At 42.9% G+C, this 21,011-nt stretch carries 21 protein-coding genes; 7 read left to right on the top strand and 14 right to left on the bottom strand.

Annotated elements, in window-relative coordinates; all coding sequences use genetic code 11:
* Positions 1-42: 42 nt before the first annotated feature.
* The 10 genes from EL241_RS00550 to EL241_RS00595 form a co-directional block, all read right to left on the bottom strand.
* Complete coding sequence (locus EL241_RS00550; RefSeq protein ID WP_232020837.1) at positions 43-1,107, bottom strand: chitinase; 1,065 nt, start codon at positions 1,105-1,107, stop codon at positions 43-45.
* 249 nt (positions 1,108-1,356) lie between these two features.
* Positions 1,357-1,629 carry a YiaA/YiaB family inner membrane protein gene (locus tag EL241_RS00555; protein ID WP_003756524.1) on the bottom strand — a complete coding sequence of 91 codons (273 nt, stop codon included), beginning with the start codon at positions 1,627-1,629 and terminating at the stop codon, positions 1,357-1,359.
* Positions 1,630-1,699: 70 nt separating this feature from the next.
* The gene (locus EL241_RS00560) at positions 1,700-2,875 is read right to left on the bottom strand and encodes a MalY/PatB family protein (protein WP_036106813.1); all 1,176 of its coding nucleotides are present in this window, start codon (positions 2,873-2,875) and stop codon (positions 1,700-1,702) included.
* Complete coding sequence (locus EL241_RS00565) at positions 2,872-3,933, bottom strand: M42 family metallopeptidase (protein ID WP_036106810.1); 1,062 nt, start codon at positions 3,931-3,933, stop codon at positions 2,872-2,874. The genes EL241_RS00560 and EL241_RS00565 overlap by 4 nt, the downstream gene beginning before the upstream one ends.
* Positions 3,933-5,003, bottom strand: coding sequence for a M24 family metallopeptidase (locus EL241_RS00570; RefSeq protein WP_036106807.1), 1,071 nt, complete (start codon positions 5,001-5,003; stop codon positions 3,933-3,935). The genes EL241_RS00565 and EL241_RS00570 overlap by 1 nt, the downstream gene beginning before the upstream one ends.
* 21 nt (positions 5,004-5,024) lie before the next feature.
* On the bottom strand, positions 5,025-6,365 hold the full coding sequence (locus EL241_RS00575; protein ID WP_036106805.1) for a PTS sugar transporter subunit IIC: 1,341 nt from the start codon (positions 6,363-6,365) through the stop codon (positions 5,025-5,027).
* Positions 6,366-6,400: 35 nt separating this feature from the next.
* Positions 6,401-6,727, bottom strand: coding sequence for a PTS sugar transporter subunit IIB (locus EL241_RS00580; RefSeq protein ID WP_003756516.1), 327 nt, complete (start codon positions 6,725-6,727; stop codon positions 6,401-6,403).
* Positions 6,724-7,053, bottom strand: a complete 330-nt coding sequence (locus EL241_RS00585) for a PTS lactose/cellobiose transporter subunit IIA (RefSeq protein WP_003756514.1) — start codon at positions 7,051-7,053, stop codon at positions 6,724-6,726. The genes EL241_RS00580 and EL241_RS00585 overlap by 4 nt, the downstream gene beginning before the upstream one ends.
* A gap of 12 nt (positions 7,054-7,065) precedes the next feature.
* Positions 7,066-8,973, bottom strand: coding sequence for a BglG family transcription antiterminator (locus tag EL241_RS00590; protein ID WP_036106802.1), 1,908 nt, complete (start codon positions 8,971-8,973; stop codon positions 7,066-7,068).
* A gap of 148 nt (positions 8,974-9,121) precedes the next feature.
* Positions 9,122-9,409, bottom strand: a complete 288-nt coding sequence (locus tag EL241_RS00595) for an AbrB/MazE/SpoVT family DNA-binding domain-containing protein (protein ID WP_003756511.1) — start codon at positions 9,407-9,409, stop codon at positions 9,122-9,124.
* A gap of 124 nt (positions 9,410-9,533) precedes the next feature.
* Between EL241_RS00595 and EL241_RS00600 the strand changes: the two genes are divergently transcribed.
* Complete coding sequence (locus tag EL241_RS00600) at positions 9,534-10,388, top strand: GRP family sugar transporter (protein ID WP_003756510.1); 855 nt, start codon at positions 9,534-9,536, stop codon at positions 10,386-10,388.
* Between the two features lie 29 nt (positions 10,389-10,417).
* Here the strand turns inward: EL241_RS00600 and EL241_RS00605 are convergent, their stop codons facing one another.
* The 4 genes from EL241_RS00605 to EL241_RS00620 all read right to left on the bottom strand — a co-directional run bounded on the left by EL241_RS00605 (position 10,418) and on the right by EL241_RS00620 (position 13,292).
* Positions 10,418-10,705 (bottom strand): DUF2087 domain-containing protein, encoded by a 288-nt coding sequence (locus EL241_RS00605; protein ID WP_036106799.1) that lies wholly within the window; start codon positions 10,703-10,705, stop codon positions 10,418-10,420.
* Between the two features lie 19 nt (positions 10,706-10,724).
* Positions 10,725-11,561, bottom strand: a complete 837-nt coding sequence (fghA, locus tag EL241_RS00610) for an S-formylglutathione hydrolase (RefSeq protein ID WP_036106796.1) — start codon at positions 11,559-11,561, stop codon at positions 10,725-10,727.
* 4 nt (positions 11,562-11,565) lie between these two features.
* Positions 11,566-12,681: an S-(hydroxymethyl)glutathione dehydrogenase/class III alcohol dehydrogenase gene (locus tag EL241_RS00615; protein ID WP_036106794.1), complete on the bottom strand. Its 1,116-nt coding sequence runs from the start codon at positions 12,679-12,681 to the stop codon at positions 11,566-11,568.
* Positions 12,682-12,863: 182 nt separating this feature from the next.
* On the bottom strand, positions 12,864-13,292 hold the full coding sequence (locus EL241_RS00620; protein WP_036106791.1) for a DUF805 domain-containing protein: 429 nt from the start codon (positions 13,290-13,292) through the stop codon (positions 12,864-12,866).
* A gap of 119 nt (positions 13,293-13,411) precedes the next feature.
* On the opposite strand from EL241_RS00620, the gene EL241_RS00625 reads away from it, so the two are divergent.
* The 6 genes from EL241_RS00625 (at position 13,412) to essA (ending at position 20,997) form a co-directional block, all read left to right on the top strand.
* Positions 13,412-14,266, top strand: coding sequence for a GRP family sugar transporter (locus EL241_RS00625; RefSeq protein ID WP_077912802.1), 855 nt, complete (start codon positions 13,412-13,414; stop codon positions 14,264-14,266).
* Between the two features lie 108 nt (positions 14,267-14,374).
* Positions 14,375-16,366 carry a methionine--tRNA ligase gene (gene metG / locus EL241_RS00630; protein WP_003756497.1) on the top strand — a complete coding sequence of 664 codons (1,992 nt, stop codon included), beginning with the start codon at positions 14,375-14,377 and terminating at the stop codon, positions 16,364-16,366.
* A gap of 59 nt (positions 16,367-16,425) precedes the next feature.
* The gene (locus EL241_RS00635) at positions 16,426-16,632 is read left to right on the top strand and encodes a hypothetical protein (RefSeq protein ID WP_036106786.1); all 207 of its coding nucleotides are present in this window, start codon (positions 16,426-16,428) and stop codon (positions 16,630-16,632) included.
* Positions 16,633-16,798: 166 nt separating this feature from the next.
* Complete coding sequence (locus tag EL241_RS00640; protein ID WP_036106784.1) at positions 16,799-17,095, top strand: WXG100 family type VII secretion target; 297 nt, start codon at positions 16,799-16,801, stop codon at positions 17,093-17,095.
* Positions 17,096-17,204: 109 nt separating this feature from the next.
* Positions 17,205-20,513 (top strand): type VII secretion protein EsaA, encoded by a 3,309-nt coding sequence (gene esaA, locus EL241_RS00645; RefSeq protein ID WP_126320256.1) that lies wholly within the window; start codon positions 17,205-17,207, stop codon positions 20,511-20,513.
* The gene (gene essA, locus EL241_RS00650; RefSeq protein ID WP_126320257.1) at positions 20,500-20,997 is read left to right on the top strand and encodes a type VII secretion protein EssA; all 498 of its coding nucleotides are present in this window, start codon (positions 20,500-20,502) and stop codon (positions 20,995-20,997) included. Before esaA ends, essA begins: the two co-directional genes overlap by 14 nt.
* The last annotated feature ends 14 nt before the right edge of the window (positions 20,998-21,011 follow it).

Here is a 21,011-nt window from a genome sequence, read left to right on the forward strand (position 1 = left end):
GCTTAAACTTCAGCACCGGCTGCACCGCTGATTAATTTTGATTTATTTTGTTCCTAAGAATGGGCCATACGTATTCGCAAAGGCATTATTGTAAGAAACACCATTCTTGTTTTTACCAGCATCCCAATTCGCGGACCAAGTCATAAAGCCGCGGATCGGTGTGCCTTTAGCTTTCAGCTGATTGAAGGCATCGAACGCATTTTGCGGGTTCGCAACGTATCCAGTTGCCGCTGCGTCATTGTTACTTGGCAGACCAAGCACTAATTTATCCGCTGGAATCTGCAAGAAACCGCGTGTTCCATGGATAAAGGAGTCAGCCATATAGTAAAGAAAATCTTTTTTCAGTGCATCGTTGTTTTGCGCGATCCATTGGTTGGTTTCATCTACCCAGATCCCATCGCCACCTTGATTATAAAGCTGAGGTGCGATGTAGTCGTAGTAGCCGTTCAAGGAAGAGATATAGGTGGCATATGCAGCGCCTGGTTTCAAGTAAGGAAATTCAGGTGCCATCGTGATGAGAAAGTTTTTGTTTTCCGCACGATAGTGATTTTTAACGATTTTAAGTGCAGCGGGAATGACCGTTTGGTTATTGCCGGCAGTGATCGCACTTTGTTCTAAGTCGATATCCAGTCCATCAAATCCGTAAGTATCTACTTGGCGGATGATCTCATTGGCGAAAGCCTGCTCATCGCCTGTTTGTAATTGAACGTGCCCATCAGCTCCACCAAGTGCTAGGATAACGCTGCGTCCTTGGCTGTTCAATTCTGCTACTTGCGCGCGAAAAGCACTGTCGCTGATTCCGACTGGTTTGAATGTCGGGATGCGATTGACACCATCACCTTTCATGAAAGCGACCGGCACGACATTATAGGCTTTGTTGACATCTTTTAAAGCGATATCTGCAGATGTACCTTGCTTGTAACCGTCGTTACCACTTGATTTCCAGCTATGCCAATAGCCGACTAAAACCTTTTTACCAGTCATATCCGGCATTTGCGAAGCGGCATCTGTTGCAGCAAGTGCTTGTCCACTAAATGAAAAACTGAAAAGTACCGCTGCTCCCGTTAAGATACTGCCTGCTAACCATTTCTTTGTTTTTTTCAACATACAAAAAATCCTCCTCTTCCTTGAATGTTTGCGCTTACATTTCGAAATAACAAAATATAGTCGCTGTATGCTAATACCCCGAACGCTGCAAAATGAAACACAAATAAAAAAGCGAGCTTGAAATGTCCTTCCATCTGATCACAGCCACCAGTGGATGAATTACCATGGCTGTAATTAGAGAGGCAGACATTTGTCGTCTCGCTGAAGATTTTTAGATAGTATTATCTATGTAATGGAAAAGTAAAAAGTTCAAGCTTCTTCTGATTTGCGTGCTGTTTCAATATCGATTGCCCGGAACATTTGGTTGTAGCGTTCTTCATCTTCTTGATTATCCCGAATTACTTTTGCCAATGTAAAAGCGGTGGATATCAGACCAATCGCCCCCATAAAATAGTAACCTTTTACCATTAATGGTTCTTTTAAGGTAATCAAGCCAATGATAACTAAGGCTAAAAAGATCAAAAATGAACCCCACGCTAACATCACAAAAGCGGGTGAATTGCGGTATGCTTTTTTCTTCATGTGTCAATCTCCTTCGTTGTTTTTGTAAATTGCTTCATAAGTATAGCATAGGGAAAATGCTTTTATCAACTTAGTTAGAGCCGATAGCTTGTCTTATCCGCGCGATGCCATCTGCGATTTTCGCATGATTCGTACCGATATTCATCCGTAAATAAGCAGCTCCGTCTGCACCGTAAGTATCGCCGCGCATAATGGCTACTTTTCCAATGTTGATCAGCTGTTCTTGCAGGGAGGCCATCGGGTAAAGCTGCGGATCAGCATGGATCCAAGCCAGATAGGAAGCCTCAGGAATAATGAAAGAAAAGCCATCTAACGCATTGATTTCCTGCTTTAAATAAAGCATTTCCTGATCAATATGCTTACATAGCTCATCTACCCAGGCTGCTTGGTTCTGATAGCAGTCGATCTGAGCCAGCATTCCTAAATAAGAAATCGAAGAAAGGCCGTTTTTCTGCTTCAATGTCTGCAGAAAAGCGTCTCGGACAGTTTCATCTGGAATGAGTGCATAAGAACAGATCAGTGCCGGGGTGTTGAATGTCTTGGAAGAGGAAGAGAGCAGAGCAATGTTGGCATGCATTTCCTCGCAGAACTCAGTGATTGGGATATGCTTCTGTCCGGCGCGCACAATGTCCATATGGATCTCATCGCTGATCAGGAAAACTTGGTATTCCGCACATAACGCAGTCAGTTTCGTCAACTCCGCTTGTGTCCATACTCTGCCAGTTGGATTGTGTGGGCTGCATAATAGGAATATCGTGATTTTTTCGCTTTGAAAGGCTTTTTCCAATTTTTCAAAATCGATCGTATACCGATGATTGGTATCGGTAAGCGGGAATTCTACCAATTCGCGGTCATTATCCCGAATTGTTGCGAAAAAAGCATCGTAGCAAGGGGTAAATGTCATAACCTTATCCTGCGGGCTAGAAACGATAGGCAGTAAAGCGGATAAACTATAGATCACACTTGGGCTGTAAACGACCCAGTCTTCCTGAGTGGCTGCCTTGAAGCGAGTTTGGAACCAATGGGTGACACTGCTTTTGAAAGCGTGATGGTTCCAGCGTGTGTAGCCGAACACACCTTTATGGACAGCCTTTTCTAAAACAGTGATCGTTTCGGCGGGGAGCTTGAAATCAGTGTCGGAAATCGTAAAAGGAAGCAAGCCGGCCACGCCGAAGCGGTCCTGAACATAATCCCATTGGGTAGAAAATGTTCCGGTACGGTCGATGATCTCATTGAAATCGGTCATATGAGCTGACCTCCATTTGCCTCTAGATCTTCTAAGAAAAGCAGCAGCCAATCGACGAGCGAGTCGATGTCTCGGCTGTGGACGATGGATGAACTGGTATGACAGTAGCGGACGCCCAGGCTGAGGGTGATAGTTTGAACGCCGTTTCCTGATAATTGCACAGATCCGGCGTCTGTCCCGCCACCGGCAAGCATATCGTGTTGATAGGGAAGCTGATGTGCTTCGGCTAAGTCGATAAATTTCGAGGCTAGTGCGACATCGCCTATTGCGGTTTTATCGTACCAGACAACGCCTGGACCAGCGCCGAGAATACGGTTTTGGTAGTTATCGGCACGCGGTGTATCTTTCGCAGTGGCGACATCTAGAATGATCGCGATATCGGGCTTGATCGTCTCAGCAGCAATTTTTGAGCCTCTTGTTCCTACTTCTTCTTGGCTGGAACCGACACCGATGATGTCGATTTCCTGCCAAGTCTTGGAAGCGACTTGTTCCAGCACGCGAGCCATGACAGCGCAGCCAGCCCGGTCATCCCAAGCTTTTCCAAGTAGAAGTTCCGGATTTGCCGCTAAGGGCTCGAATACTGTATAAGGCGTGACCATATCACCAGGACTAATACCTAGCGCCGCTACCTCTTCTTTAGAAGCTGCACCAATATCGATATATAAGTCGTCGATAGGAATCGTGCGGCTGGAATCATGATTTTTGGGAGGTGTTGCACCAATGATCCCACGGAATTTTTTACCATTTTTTCGGGAGGTGATCGTTACTTTTTCGGCTAATAAATGGTGACTCCACCAGCCGCCAAGTGGCTGGAAGTAAAGGAATCCATCTGCGGTGATACGTTTCACGAGAAAGCCGACTTCATCGGTGTGAGCGACGATCATGACTTTCCGCGCATTCCCGTTTTGTTTTTTTGCATAAAAATTGCCAAAGAAATCTTCGTCAAGTTCCAGTGTGTGCGGTTGTAAATATTGCTTGAGCACATCGCGAACTTCTTTTTCGCGTCCGGCTACACCATCTGCCATGGAAAGTGCTTGGTATAATTCTTGTTTTCCCATTATAGTTCCACCCATTCCGTTTTGGATTTTGTTAAAGAACCCACGGTACCATCGGCAAGCACACGGACATCGTCTTCAATGCGGACGCCGCCCTTGTTCGGCAGGTAGATACCAGGTTCAACTGTGAAGAACATATTTGGCTGCAAGCAAATCTCGGCTTGCTGGTTGATTGACGGGTATTCATGGCAGCTGAGGCCGATCCCGTGACCTGTTCCGTGACCGAAAGAGCTTCCATAACCATTCTTTGTGATATGGTCGCGGCATAAGGCATCGACTTCTTTGCCGGTCATCCCAGAGTGAGCCTGAGAGATCCCGATGTCATGCGCTTCTTTAACTAGCTGATAAATATGCTGCAGTTCGGTGTCCACAGTTCCTAATGAAATGGTGCGGGTCATATCTGAATAATAGCGCTGATAAACGATCCCGAAGTCGAGTGTGATCAGTTCATGTTCTTGGATGACTTTATCACTGGCATGTCCATGAGGAAGTGCCGAGCGCCAACCGGAAGCGACGATCGTTTCAAAGGCGCTGGCAGAACCGCCGATCTCACGCATGTAGTGATCTACTTTCGCAGCGGCTGCCTGTTCAGTCATGCCGGGCTGAATAAAGGAAAGAAAATAATCAAATGTCCGATCGGTCAGCTGAGCAGCTTTTTCCATAATCGCAAGTTCTTGCTCGTCTTTGATCATCCGCAGGCTTTCAATCAAGTTGCTCGTAGGAACTAAGCTAGTATCCGGGATCAGTTTACGCAAAGCAAGGTAATCGCCGGCGTTTAAATAGGATTGTTCAAAACCTACTTGCTGAAGACCGAGTTCTTGGATCGCTCTCGCCAGCGCCAGCAGGCTCTCTCCATGATGATCAATGACTTCAAAATCAGGTGCTTCTGTTTTCAATTGTTCAAAATAACGGAAATCTGTGATAATCCATTTTTTAGTCGGTGTTATTAGGAATACAGCGGAAGAACCGGTGAAACCTGATAGATAAAAGCGATTTTCTTTATTGGAGATCAGCAGACCATCCAGGTTTTCTGCTTGTATTTTCGCACGCAAATCAGCAAGACGTTGTTCCATTGCAGTACCACTTCTTTCTTTTTAAAAATCTAAGTCTTCGAGAAGTTTCTCATCTTCTTTGGAAATCACTTTTTCACGTTCAGCAGCAATGGAATTTTCACGGTCGAGTTCCTGTTTTTCCAATACTTTAAAGAACGGCATGTAAAGTAGGAAGGAGAGAATAATCTGGACGACTTGGACAATGATCGAGCGCCAGTCGAATCCAACTAAGAAACCTTCCATGAAAACAGGGACGAACGGCGGGTCGAATATCGGATAATTGAGCAGGCCGAAATGCATCAGTAGCATTGGCAGCAAGCCGACAAATGCGCCTCCGAAGATAAACGGCAACATCAAGATCGGATTTAAGATGATCGGTACTCCGAAGAGAACGGGTTCATTGATACCGAATAATGAAGGAAACAGGGCGACAGCACCGACCTTTTTGTATCGCTTCGAACGACTGATCAACATGGCGATGACGAGTCCGATCGTGACGCCGGAACCGGTAAAGTTGGCGTAAGCGGATAGTGTTCCGTTTGTAAGCACGTGTGTCAATGGTTCGCCGGCTGATTTGGCTGCGATATTTTCCGATAAATATTGTACCGCGATCGGTGCGATGATTGGCGATAATACAGCGGAATGAATTCCGAAGAACCAGAATACTAAACGTAAAACGAGTACGATATAAATAACGATAAAGGAGTCCATGCCTCCGATTGCTGGTGCAAGCGCATCCATAATGATCTGCGGAACAAGCACGCCGCCGGATAAGTTGTCGGCAATCGCTCTGATTATAACGAAGAGTACGCCGATCGTAGCTGTAGGAGTGATCAATTCAAACGAGCTGGAAACAAAATCCGGAACTCCTTCCGGCATTTTAATGACGAGTTTGTGTTTCGTGAAAAAGCGGTAGATCTCGACAGATATAAGAGCGACGAATATTCCGGTAAATAATCCCTTTGAATCGAGATAGGTCGGAATAATATTTCCGTTTTTGTCTACATCTAGAGCTAGCAACAGGAAAGCAATGGCAGATAACAGCATGGAGCCGACTGTATATAATTTATAATGCTCGCTCAGGAAAAAAGAGATTCCTAAAACAGCATATAAACCGATCATGCCAAGTGATAATTTGGAGATCAAATCAAAAATATAGCCATAATGCGCAAACCAGTTCTCAACACCAGCCGTTTTGATAAATTCTGGTATCGATGGGAAAATAGCAGCCATTGAACCGAGTAATAATACCGGGGTCAGCACGACCATCCCTTTTTTGATCGCTGTTAAGTGCGGCTGTTTATCCACTTTGTTGGCGATCGGGACTAATGTCTTTTGGATCACCGCTTCAAACTTTGCAAAAGCACCATTTTTTTCGGACATTCTAATCACTCCTCTTTTTAAATTGGGGATGAGACTTAGTTATTTTGTTTACGATAAGCAAGAATGGCTTGTTTGACAACTGTACCGCCATCCATTGCGCCATAGATCTCAGAAGTAAGCAAGACAGATGGTTTATTGCGTTTTTCTGCTTCTTCGCGGATATAATCGTATTTATGACTCAATTGCGGTCCCACAAGGATCACATCATAAGCATCGATCGTTTGTTCTAAGCGATCCACTCCGATCGCTTCCATCGGAAAATCAGCGATATCCAGTTTTTCCGAGTTATTGATTACTTTTTTCATCGATTCCATCATCATGGTGGTCGAGAATCCACCTGCGCAAACTAATAAGATTTTCATTTTTCATCGTCTCCTTTAGTTCTTAATTCTTCCAACATACCAATCATTTCTTCGATTAGATCTCTGGCAAGCAGGGTAGTCATTAGATGGTCTTGAGCGTGGACCATCAAAAGACTCACTTCGTTTTTTTCGCCTTGCGTTTCGGCGGTGATCAATTTGGTTTGGATCTCGTGAGCCGCATTTCCTTTTTCTTTTGCTTCGGTCAATTTTTCTTTTGCAGCAGAAAATTGTTGTTTTCTGGCTAAACGCAATGCTTCAAAGGCGGCACCTCTGCTATCGCCTGAAGAGGCGATCAATTTAAAAATATCTAGTTCGATTCCATCCATCTAAATCACATCCTATAATATACTTTTTAAAATCGAGATAAATTCTGCATAGTTCTTACATGCTAATAATTGCTTTCGGACTGTATTATTTTCCATGATTCGAATCATCAGCCGGCTTACTTCTTTATGAATGAACAGGTGTCCTTTATCGAGATTCAGTAAGAAGATCAGCCGTACTTTTTTATCCATGTAGTAAGCTGGCTGCTTCAAAATAATGACATCGATACATTCTTTGCGTGCACCCATTTGGATCGGATGCGGGCCAGCAATACTGTTTTGATAGATCGTCGTCATTTTGTTTTCGCGCTCCAACACATCATCTAGAAATGTCGGCGGGGCATAACCGGCTTCCATCAGAAAGTGGCAACGTGTCTTTAAGATATCTAAATAATTATTTGCTTCTGTTATCGTGAAACATTCTTCCGCGAAATAAGATAGCAATGGTTCGGCATCGGTAGCGGGAGAGGTTTGAGTTTCTGCGGAAAATGCCAATGTGTCTTTCAAACGAGCCAGCTCCTGGTCACCAGGAAGTAAGGCAGTCTCGATCACCGGAATATCCAGATCGTCGATTGTAAGGGGGAAAGTCGTTATCACGACATCACAATCTGAGTTACGCAGTTTGTCCAACTCATACATGGAAAATGTCACGATCTCAGCGTTCGTAAATGCCGATTCAAGCTTCATTTTCAAGAGATAGGCAGCACCCGCACCACTTGAACACAAAACACCGATTTTTTTATACATTCTGAATTTTTGATTGCGTTCTTTTTCTAAACTTGCTGCAAAATACATGGCAACATACCCAATCTCATCTTTTGTGATGATGAAATCCTCATTATCTTGCAAATATTGGACAAATGAAATGCTGATATTAAAGACATTGGCATAGCGCGTGTATAGGTCTTCGATAATCGGATTATCCAATTGCAAGTTATAATGCAGACGCAGCATTAGCGGATAAATATGGAGCAAAAGCGCATTCTGAAGTTCTTCATCCGGTTGAAAAGCAGTGCCGTACTGCTGGTCAATGGCAGTCATCGCGTCATTGATCTTTGCCTGGAGCCGCATTTTTTCTTCTTTTGAAATTGTGTCGACGGTAACTTTGCCAATCAGATGCTCTGCTAAAAAATCCTGTTCGGCTTCCGGGACATCCAAGTGATACTGCGCTTCGATAAAAGCGGCAATATCCTTGCTCAATGCGGTATAGATCGGATTTTTTTCGAGTGGCCCGGTCATCCGAATGTAATTTTTTTGCGAAACGCGGAATGCGAGGATACAGACGTGATCCACCATATTTCTGAGAGCGACATCACTGATGTAGATTTGATAGTGGGTAACGCGCTCTTTAATGAATAGCGTCAATGCTTGGATGTCGAGCGTTTTTCGGAAACTTCGGTAAGCCTCCGTTTGGGAAAGCTGTTCGGAAGAGGTGTTGAGCAGCTTTGCTAATGCGGCTCGGTGTTTCTTTTCCGGTCCAACGATCTGGACGCCATAATGTGCCTTGCGCTTTAATAGCAGTCCGTATGTATGTAAAAAGGTGTCGACCCGCTTCAAATCTTGCTGAATGGTCGAGCGACTTACTTGAAGCTGGCTGGCAAGTTGATCGATCGTGATGAAATCCTGCTGTTGGAATAATAATAGTTCTAAGTAGAGCAGGCGCTGCGAAACGCTTTGCGTATCGAAGCTGGCGGTTTGTTTTTTGAGATAATCTGTGAATAATGGTTTGTTTTCTATCTGTAATTGATATCCCTGTCCGCGCAGTGTTTGGATGCGAAAGCCATTTTTTATGCCATCTTCATTTAGATATTTTACTTCATTACGGATTGTTCGTTCTGAGACTTGGAAAGACTCCGTTAAATCGGCGAGGCTGATATGGACCTCTTTATTTAACAAATGATTTAAGATCATTTCACGCCTCATAAGTACTGCCCCCTTTAATTGGTATTGTATCGCTAGTCTGTCAAAATGAAAAAAGCTATTTTTGCCAATTGTTTTGGCAATTTCTCTATCATTCTGCGAAAAATAAAAAACCTAAGTGAAGAATGCTTCACTTAGGCCAGAAACTAGATTATTGAGAAGGATCAGCGAATTTGTTTTGGATCTCTTTTTTTAGTATTTCAGCACCTGCTTTGCTAAGTGTTAATTTACCATCTAAAAATTTCTGATTATCAAGTGAAAATTCGCCAGTCACGTCGCAAACATAATTTTCGGTATATTTTTTTAAAATGATTTTATCGTCATCAATAAAGATTTCGAGAGGATCTTTTACTTCTAAGTGGAGCGAACGTCTGATTTCGATAGGAATAACAACGCGTCCTAGTTCATCGATTTTCCGAACCATACCAGTAGACTTCATGGATAACTCCTCCTTCTCATTTTCTCTATTTTACAAAAAAAACCACCAAAAAGCGAATGATGCGTGAAAATAATCGAGATGGGGTATAGTAGATGGAAAACAACTTAGGAGGAGAGACAAACGAATGAATATTCTTGTTGCACTTATTCCCGCATTAATGTGGGGGCTTATGCCCTTAGTAGTATCTAAAATAGGCGGAGGACCACGCCAGCAGATCTTAGGGACGACAATGGGCGCCCTTGTCTTTGCAGTGGGAATGTTTTTATTTACAGACCCGCATTATACAACTACTATCCTGATTGCCAGCTTTGTTTCTGGTGCTTTTTGGAGTTTAGGACAAATGAATCAGTTCCGAGCTTTTACACAAGTCGGAGTTTCCAAGACGATGCCGCTTTCCACAGGAATGCAGCTAGTCGGAACTTCTTTATTTGGCGTATTTGCCTTTCATGAATGGGGAACGACGACAAAATTAGTACTTGGTTTTTCAGCATTAGCAGTCATTATTATTGGTATATTCTTAACGAGCTATCAGCAGCATAAAGAAGATGGCGATCAAAATCTTAAAGCAGGAATTTTAACTTTATTAGTTTCTACAGTTGGCTATGTCGGCTATGTCGTCGTAACACGCTGGTTCAATATCGATGGTTGGGATGCGATCTTGCCCCAAGCAGTCGGAATGGTGATCGCGGCTTTATTATTCTCGATTAAAAGTGAGGATCGCCGCTTTACCAAACAAACGTGGCTAAATATGTTTCCGGGTATCATGTGGGCTACCGGTAATCTAGCACTGCTGTTCTCCAACAAGCTAGTCGGCGTGGCAACAGGTTTCTCTTTATCGCAAATGGGCGTCGTACTTTCTACAATCGGCGGGATTTTATTCCTTGGCGAGAAGAAAACAAAGAAAGAGCTTGTCGCCGTATCGATTGGAGTACTGTTGGTTATTGTCGGTGGTGTGATGATCGGGTTTGCGAAACAGTAAAAATGAAAAGAAGCCTAGAACGTAAAGTTCTAGGCTTCTTTATATAGGTCGAGGTTAACAACATAGCTTGATCCATCATCCTCACGAATCAAAAGCTTAGCGTCGACTAAAGATCTTCTCAAAATCACATAATCATCATACCAGCGCATCAATACGCTATTTACTTCTTGTTCATTGTAGACTTTACCGTTTTCAAAGTCGCGAATAATGATTTGTAGTAATATTTTTTGCTTGCTTGGTTTGCGAGGTAGCGTTTGAATCCGACCGTTTTTCGTGTGCCTTTTTAAAAGTTCTGCTTCTGCTTCGGTATATTTCATTTTGCACGCTCCTTTTTGATTATTCCTCCCCCAAATACGCCTGATGAAACGCCAAATGTGCGCCAATAAAGGTACTTATTGTAAAGTAACTATGATCATAGCCAAGAACTTTTTGATAATTTACCTCATGATCCGCGGCGTTTTTAAGGAAAAGGGAGGCATCCAGTTGTTCGCCGTAAAATTCATCTGCAGTTCCTTGAGTAATATAGATGGGAGGCGCTGTATCAAGGGCTTGTATCAATTCAGCTGCATCCCAGTCTTTCCATATTCCCTCGTTTTCTCCCAAATATGCGGTAAAGGCTTTTTTTCCCCAAGGCACATTTATGGGATTTGAAATTGGAGCAAACGCAGATATGGAACGGAAACGCTGCGGATTTTTCAGCCCAATGACCAGTGCCCCATGTCCGCCCATAGAATGACCCATGATGCTTTCTGCTCCAGAAAAGTTTGAAATAAGAGGATGGATCAGATCTGTTAATTCTTTTGTTATATAATCATACATTTGATAGTTTTCTTTCCAAGGAGATTGGGTGGCGTTTAGGTAAAAACTTGCCCCTTGACCAAGATCCCAGCTATTGTGATCGTGAACGGTCTCGCCTCTTGGAGAAGTGTCAGGAATAGCGATAGCGATTTGATTACGGTTCGCATATTCTTGAAACGCTCCTTTTTGACTGAAGTTATCGTCTGTACAAGTTAGGCCAGATAGCCACCAGACAAGTGCTGTTTTTTTTGCAGGATCTTCTTGTGGCAGAAATAAACTGAAAACCATTTCGCAGTTTAGGGTCTCAGAAAAGTGACGGTATTTTCTCTGATGTCCGCCAAAGGATAAATGCGTTTCTATGCAGGTAAGTTTCATGAGATCATCCCCCGTAACTCAAAATCGTTCGAATGGATTCGCCTTTATGGAGCAGATCGAACGCAGTATTGATATCGGTAAAATCTAAGCGTCCGGTAATAAAAGAATCCAGATCGATTTTGCCATTCATAAAATCTTCTACCATTTTAGGAAGCTGGGAGCGTCCTTTTACTCCGCCGAATGCAGAACCCCGCCATACGCGTCCTGTCACTAGCTGGAATGGTCGGGTGTGGATTTCTTTTCCTGCACCGGCTACCCCGATTATAACGCTCTCCCCCCAGCCTTTATGACATGCCTCAAGAGCAGATTTCATTACTTCCACATTTCCGATACATTCGAAACTGTAGTCTACGCCGCCGTTTGTCATGTCAATCAACACATCCTGGATAGGACGGTCATAGTCACTTGGATTCACAAAATCAGTTGCCCCCATTTTTTTGGCGAGTTCCCATTTGTCTGCATTAAGGTCAATCGCGATGATCCGTTTCGCGCCTGCTTTTTTCAAGCCTTGAATAACCGCTAATCCAATCGCACCTAGTCCGAAAACGGCATTCACTGTACCTTCTTCCACTTTAGCCGTATTTTCTACTGCACCTAAGCCAGTAGTAACGCCGCAGCCGAATAAAGCAACTTTGTCTAACGGAGCGCTCTCATCGATTTTTACTAAATTGATCTCGTTGACCACGGTATATTCACTGAATGTACTCGTTCCCATGTAGTGGTAGATCGGTTTACCATTATAAGAAAATCTCGTCGTTCCATCAGGCATTAGACCTTGTCCCTGCGTTTCTCGCACTGCGGAGCATAAATTTGTTTTTCCAGATAAACAAAACTCACATTCTCCGCATTCTGGTGTATATAGAGGAATCACATGGTCGCCTGGCTTCACTGAAGTGACATCGCTTCCTGTTGAAACGACGACACCAGCTCCTTCATGACCTAAAACTGCTGGAAAGACGCCTTCAGGATCATCGCCGGAGAGTGTGAACGCATCCGTATGGCAAACAGAAGTATATAAGATTTTCACTAAAACCTCTTTCTCTTTTGGCTCAGCCACATCTATCTCCACGATTTCCAATGGTTTTCCCGCTTCAAATGCAACAGCTGCTCTGCTTTTCATAAAAATCCCTTCTTTCGTCTTTGTATTTAGACCTATCAGTTATAGCATACACTATTAAAAGTTAATCTTACCATATTTAACATTATAGAGGATGTCGATCATAGGCTTTTAAAATAAGCATATCAAAAAAAGAATAAAAACTTTTTCTGGCTTTATACCAAAAAGGTTTTTATTCTTGTTGCTCAAATATCAAACTCATTATCTTGGTGCGTATACACACGTCCAGTTTCACTAGGAAGACACATAAATACAATAAGAATGATCCCGCCGACCATTGGTATCAAACCAAGCAAGATCATCCAGCCACTTTTGTTTGAATCATGCAAGCGACGGATCGTTAAGCTGAGTGATGGAATGATACAGGCAAGGCTATACAATGTCGTGACTAATGAAAGCAACATCAGTGGAATGGCGCCGATAAAGGACGCTTGATCATTGATGGCAGCCACGCTAGCAAAAGTAAAGACAGAAACAATGGTAATGATTGTATATAAAACGCCTAAAATCAATATATTCCATAGTGCGGCAAACCAATATTCGGATACAGATGCGCGTCCGGAAAAGTTCACGTAATTTTTCCAATACGCTTTATAAGCTTCTAAAAATCCCATTTTTAATCCCCTTTCTAATTTTATTTTACTATAAAAGTAGTTCTTTTTACTATCTCTTTTTCCAGAAAATAATTTAAGTTATAATGAACGAAGCAACTAAAACTGGAGGAGGAAATATGTTGACAATCATGATTGCGCTTATCCCAGCTTTATTATGGGGCTGTATGCCGATCGTCATCACTAAGATAGGCGGGACGACAAGGCAGCAGACGATGGGAATAACGATGGGTGCGCTGCTTTTTGCGCTGATAGCACTGGGATTTACTGCGCCGTCTTTTTCTGTAGGGACATTGGTGATCGGTTTTTTAACAGGGTGTTTTTGGGCTGTGGGGCAGTTATTTCAACTGCAGTCATTTAAATTGATCGGCGTTTCCAAAGCGATGCCGATCTCGACGGGAATGCAGTTAGTAGGAACAACGTTATGCGGAGTCATTCTTTTCCATGAATGGAGCGAGACCATGCAGGTCGTGCTTGGTTTTACAGCATTAGCACTGCTTATCATCGGTATATTTTTAACCTCTTATGCGGAGAAAGAAGAGGATGGCGCTGATCAGCTAAGCAAAGGGCTCTTCGTACTTGCGATTTCGTCGCTTGGCTATATCAGTTATGTCGTGATTATCCAAGGCTTTCATATCAATGGCTGGGATGCGATTTTGCCACAAGCAGTCGGAATGGTGATCGGTGCGCTTTTGATGACGCAAAAAGGAGTAGAAAAGCGCTTTACAGGAAAAACAGCGTGGCTGATGCTTCCCGGGTTTATCTGGGCAGCCGGTAATGCCGCGATGCTCTATGCAAATCGATTGGTCGGTGTAGCGACTGGATTCTCGCTTTCGCAGCTTGGTGTCGTTATCTCTACATTAGGTGGAATTATTCTGCTTGGCGAAAAGAAAACGAAAAAAGAGATCTCCTTTGTGATTTTCGGCGTTATTTTAGTGGTCGCCGGCGGAATCATGATTGGAATAACCAAACAATAGTCAAATTTAATCGATTTTTTTGGGCGGGACTTATTTCGTTCTGATAGAAAAATGATATAATAGAAGACAAATGCTAACAAACAGCGTGATAACGAGGAGGGAAAGGGATTGCCAAAAGAGAAAAACACGTTTTATATAACGACACCTATTTATTATCCTAGCGGAAAAGCACACATCGGACATGCCTATACGACTGTAGCAGGAGACGCAATGGCACGTTACAAGCGTTTAAAAGGATATGATGTATTTTATTTAACTGGTACAGACGAGCATGGGCAGAAGATCCAAGCGAAAGCGAAGGAACAAGGGATCTCGGAACAGCAATATGTGGATGAGGTGGCAGAGGGATTCCAAGAACTTTGGAAAAAGCTGGAAATCTCGAACACGGATTTTATCCGTACTACCCAAGAACGTCATAAGACTGGTGTACAAGCGATCTTTGAACGTCTTGTCGAACAAGGCGATATTTATTTAGGCGAATATGAGGGCTGGTATTCTGTTTCTGACGAAGAATACTTCACAGAAACACAGCTTGCAGAAGTATATCGCGATGAAGCTGGCAAAGTGATCGGCGGGAAAGCGCCTAGCGGGAATGAAGTGGAATTGGTAAAAGAAGAATCCTATTTCTTCCGTATGAGTAAATATGCCGATCGATTGGTCGAATACTATAACTCCCATCCTGAATTCATCTTGCCGGAATCGCGCAAAAACGAAATGATCAATAATTTCATCAAACCAGGATTAGAAGATCTTGCCGTTTCCAGAACAACTTTTGACTGGGGCATCAAGGTCCCTGGTAACCCAAAACACGTTGTCTACGTATGGATCGATGCGCTATCCAACTATATTACGGCATTGGGCTATAATACGGACAATGATACGAAATTCCAAAAATATTGGCCTGCAGACGTACATATCGTCGGAAAAGAGATCATTCGCTTCCATACGATCTATTGGCCGATCATTTTAATGGCACTTGATCTACCACTTCCGAAGATGATCTTCGGCCATGGCTGGATCTTGATGAAAGACGGTAAAATGTCGAAATCAAAAGGCAATGTCGTGGATCCTTATATGCTGATCGACCGTTATGGCCTAGACGCATTGCGCTATTACTTGCTACGCGAAGTGCCGTTCGGTTCAGATGGCTTGTTCACGCCGGAGGACTTTGTAGATCGAGTAAATTATGATTTGGCAAATGACTTAGGAAATCTGCTAAATCGGACGGTCGCAATGATCAATAAATATTTTGATGGTGAGATCCCGGCATATCAAGGCGATGTAACGCCATTTGACGATGCATTGCGGACTTTTAAAGACGATGTGGCGAAAGAATACGAGAAAAACATGGAACACATGCAATTTTCCGTAGCGCTTACGAAGTTATGGTCATTGATCTCCCGCACCAATAAATATATCGATGAAACAGAACCTTGGGCGCTTGCCAAAGACGAAAGCCGCAAGAAAGAGCTGGCTAGCGTGATGACGCACTTGGCAGAAAGCTTGCGCACAATTGCGATTCTCTTGCAACCGTTCTTGACAAGAGCACCGGGTGAGATCTTCATGCAGCTTGGCTTACAAGCTGAGAACTTGAAGAAATGGGACAGCATCTACACGTTTGGTGCGATCCCTGACGGCACCAAAGTAGTGAAAAAAGGTACGCCGATCTTCCCGCGCCTAGAAGCAAAAGAAGAAGTTGCCTATATCCAAGATCAAATGAAAGCAACTGCAACGGTCAAAGAGCCTGAGGCAGAAGCAGAAGCAATCGAAACTCCGCAAATCGGCATCGAAGACTTCGACAAGATCGATTTGCGTGTTGCAGAAGTAAAAGAAGTAGAAAAAGTGAAAAAAGCAGATAAACTTCTGTGTTTCCAATTAGATCTAGGCGAAGGTAAGCTACGCCAAGTTCTTTCCGGCATCGCAGAATTCTATGAGCCAGAAGAGTTGATAGGCAAGAAAGTGATCGTAGTTGCGAACTTGAAGCCTGTCAAATTACGCGGCTTGCTGAGTGAAGGCATGATTTTGTCGGGTGAAAAAGACGGCGAATTACGCGTGATCGAAGCGAATAGTGCCTTGCCGAATGGTGCGAAGGTGAAATAAAAAGAAGAAACTTGATCTTCCGGACATTATCCAGAAGATCAAGTTTTTTTGTTGTTTTAATGCAATTCGAAGAGGTGGTTTGGGACAGCAACCGGCTGGATGAGTCACGCTGTAGTGATGAAACCATGATCAATGCCGGAGACTGGCGTACGGTCGTTTTGCAGGCATTATTGATTTTCATGGGTGCGTTCATTTATCTACCATTTATGAAAATAAGCGAACGAGTGAATGCCCAGATGGCGGAACAAGAGAAAAAAGAGGCGTAGCATTTGCTGCGCCTCTTTTTAATAAATACGACATTTCGTGTCAATATCGCCATAAAACGTTCGTAAAATGTTCGGAATTTGTTCGTATTATCAGAAAAGTGAGTATGCTAAAATGGACTTGTGTCACTAAACACAAATATATCTACATACTAAGGAGAGATACGAGATGGCTGGACAAATCAGAATGACGCCTGCAGAGTTGCGTGACCGCGCTAAAAAATACGGGCACAGTGCACGTGAGATCGATCAAATCTTAAACAATTTGAAGAATTTGCAAGAGCAACTACGCGGTGAATGGGAAGGGCAAGCATTTGCTCGTTTCGATGATCAATTTAATCAACTAAAACCAAAAGTAGTTCAATTTTCCGATTTATTGGATGCTATTCAAAATCAATTAGAAAAAACAGCGACTTCTGTCGAAAATCACGACAGAGAATTATCGCAAAATTTTGGCCTTAACTAATAAATCGATTTTGAAAAAATGTCGTAGAGCCGTGCAGTTGTCTGCATGGCTTTTTCTGAAAAAAGAAATCACACAGCATGCGCAAAACTAACGGGAGTGGATTTAATCAATGAAAAAAATTAACTGGCGTATTTTACTGTTCATTCTATTGGCAGTTCTACTTGCGATTGGAGTGTCTTATCTAGGATTCAATCAAAAAGTGACCAAGAAGGATACTCCGGAAGACAAACAAAAAAATGTACATAAAATGACGATTGCGCTTGTAAATGAAGACCAAGGAAGCAACTTCAATGGGAAAAACCTGAATTTCGGTGAAAAATTCGTTAAAAGTATTGAGAAAGATACGGAGCATGAATGGTTTGTTGTTAGCCGAGGTGTCGGTGAAAGTGGATTGAAGCGGAATATTTATAATATGGAAATCGTGATTCCGAATGATTTTTCTAAAAAAGCGATTTCGCTGACTTCAAAAGACCCAGAGAAAATAACCGTCAATTACAAGGTGAACGATGTCGGGAACAATGATTTAAAGATCGAAGCGGAAAAAACAGCCAGCGGTATTCTGGAAGACATGAATAAGCGCGTGATCGATGTTTATTTTGCCAGCATTTTAACAAACTTACAAGAGGCGCAAGATAATATCAAAGAAGTGGTTGCGAAAGAAAAGGAATATAATAACCACTTCCAAAATAATGTCAATGCACCTATTTCCAACTATACAAAACAATTCAAAACCGTCCAAGATTATACCGGGACATCAAAAGAGAGTTTCAAAGGGTTTCAAGAACTGTTGACCGGTTATCAAAAAACGCTGCAAGAAGGAAGCAAGGCAAACAGCGTATATAATGATCAGCTACAGTCAGCTGCCGATCTACAGGTGAAAAATATGCCTTCCAGCGATCTATTGACCAAGAGTTTGGACACTTTTGATCAGTCTCTTTCTGCGGATTCAATAATAAATGAAACAGCGGCTTTAAAGCAGGCAAATCAATATCTATATACAGAATTTCAGATCATTGGTAGCAATAATTCGCTATTGTCGCAAACGCAATCATTGCAAAACTACATCAAAGATACAAACGGCCGCATCACGGCATTGGATAAGGAACTGCTCGCTACGCTCGATAGTGATCTGAATAAAGCAGTCAGCGAAGATCTAAAGCGCATTCTGCAAGGAGAAGGAGCGGAACCGCAGCAGTATCACTTGAATGAATTGACCAAGGGAGACATCAATGAAGGCTTTAAAAAGAAAATGGCCAGCCTTATCCAACGGCTGCCGACATTTAAACCAGAAGACCTGCAGGATCTGGGACTAAATGAAAGCAAATATGAAAATATCATATTGCTTTCCAAGCGGTTTTACAATGAAAATCACAGTATGTTCCCAGACGATTTCTATCCCAACGCATCACAATTACCTCTTCAAGAAGCAATAGACAAAGTGGCTGCCGAGTGGAGAAGTGGAAAAGAAGTAAAAAGTAGCAGGACAACGATACCAGCTAGTGAATATGAGACGACTTTTTATCTGACGCTTGCTGATGGTTTTCAGTTTGATCAGATTACGCTAGTAGATGATAATAATGATCCGATTGCTGTTTCGGAACCTGAATCCTATGACTATGGTTCAGCGAGGACAAATGGAATGAAATTTACACTTCCTGCCCATTCAGAGCCTATAAAAGTAGCAATAAAGGCGAATGTGCATCTTCAGGGTGAGGATAGCAAAGCACCGCTTTTAGGCGCTTTAGATTGGAATGTCATGTATCAGCAAAAAGCAGAAGTCCAACAGCCGGAACCTGATCCCGATCCGTCTACTCCTGAAAATGAGAAACAGACTGATGATCAAAAAAACGATAATCCAGACAATAACGGTGAAGAGCAACCTGCCCCAGATGAAAATGGCGAGGAAGGCGATACACCTGACCCTACGCCACCAGCACCGATCGTAGCAGAGATTCCAGCTGTCCCAATCGATACGGAGGCTATACCGTTTGCAAGTACACAAGTTATAGGCAAAGCATTTTACAAAACGTTGCGGGATTATGAACAGCTGAATGTTCTTTACCAGCTTTACTACGGTTTAAACCCAGCTGATAATTCTACATTACCCGATCTGAACGATTATCACTGGCGTTTAGATGAAGTGGCCAAATCAGGTTCTTATGATTATATATTCAATAATGAAGATGTGATCGACAAATTGATTTACGTTTCTTCCGATAAAATCACAAAAGAATATGCGGCGCGCGTCCAAGCATTTGAGAATCGAATCAAGGATTATCAGAGCGCTATGCTCGATGCCGACAACCGGTCAGCAGATCTGACGCCGAGATTAAAACAAGCAGTCAATGAAGCAGGGGCGCAAAATGATAATTTAGCAAAAATGTTGGCAGAACTGGAAGCATGGCGTGAAAAGAGTATGGAACTCGTGGATCATAATGCTACAGTAGTAAAGCATTCCGGAGAAGAAAAACAAGCAGTTATGGAGCTGGGCACCAATTTCAGCGACTTGCTCATGCGCAGTGAATCACTGGCAGAAGGCGCTAAAGGAAGTATGGACTCGGCAGACGGTGTTTATAAAACTTTCGATGCGATCGATAAAGAAGCAAAAGCGATCCAATCCAGTGGTAAGGCGTTGATTGGGGAAGCAGCGGGCCTAAACAAAAAACTAGGCGAAAAACTACAATCTGACCAGACGTTTCAAAAGAACTTCTCTAATGTGATGAGCAATAGTCGAGTGGGGGAACGCCAGAATGAGAAGTTATATGACTTTTTAAGCAATCCGGTAAAAAAAGTAAATGCCGGTACCATTCTAGCAGGCGATAAAACGACTCCTTATTATACGGTGGTCATCTTTATCATCATCGCACTTTTTACCAGCTATGTCATTGCCTATCAAGAGAAGCAACGTTTGGGCCAAGATATTTTCTTGGCAGAAATCTCATTCGCCATGCGGAACTTGCCAATCACATTCATGGCAGTGGGGATCGCAATTGCTGAGGGACTGACAGTTGGTTTGATCACAGGTAAATTATTTCATATTGAAGAAATAGGGATATTCTTATGGTTAGGGATCTCCATATTGATCATGCTGACACTGGTGACTGTATTCACGTATTTATTGCGGCAGCTGCAAATGCTCGGGATGTTCATTATTTTGGCAGTCATCAGCAGCTATTTGTTCTTGACGGACGCTGTCGGCATGAAAGTAGATCCTGAATCTATCTTTGCCAAAATAAGAAACCTCTCGCCACTTCAATATGTGGAAAAACTCTTGGGAGACGTCTTTGGCGCGCAGCCGAATTTCACAGTGCTTATTTATGCACTTATTGGAGTGACAGCCGTCTTTACCACATTGAATCTGTTTGTATGGCGAAAAGGGATCAAACAGGAAACCGAGGTGTTAGATGATGATCTCTAAACTAGCAGCAGTACTGGCTGTTTTCTGGTTGAGTCTGTCTATTCCGAGCATCGCCTTCGCACAGACGGACGGATACTTGGATAACGATGGACAAATGGATATCAAAACGGACCGTTTGCAAATGAGCGAGACTGAGAAAAAAAAGAAAAAAGAAGAACAATCAGAAACAGTGTTAGACGAAACAGGGATTCCACTATTTACAGCGAAAATGAATAAGCAGCTTGCAGCAGAGCGGAAAGCAGAAAGGGAAAGATTGGAAAAGTGGCAGAAAACACTTTTTACAGGAACATCCAAGACAGAAAATACTGCAGCTGCCTATAAAACACAAGTATTCAACCACAAACAAACGATGCCAACAGAAGATGAGACGCACAGTGATGATTTGAAAAACGAAAAAAATAAAACAGTCGGTGGAATCGTCATTGGGACGCTTGTTGCCATAATCGCCGGTATTTATGCCGCTTGCCGTAATGTTTTTGAATAGAAAGAGGAGGAAAT

It is taken from the genome of Listeria grayi (genome assembly GCF_900638015.1).
Taxonomy (GTDB): domain Bacteria; phylum Bacillota; class Bacilli; order Lactobacillales; family Listeriaceae; genus Listeria; species Listeria grayi.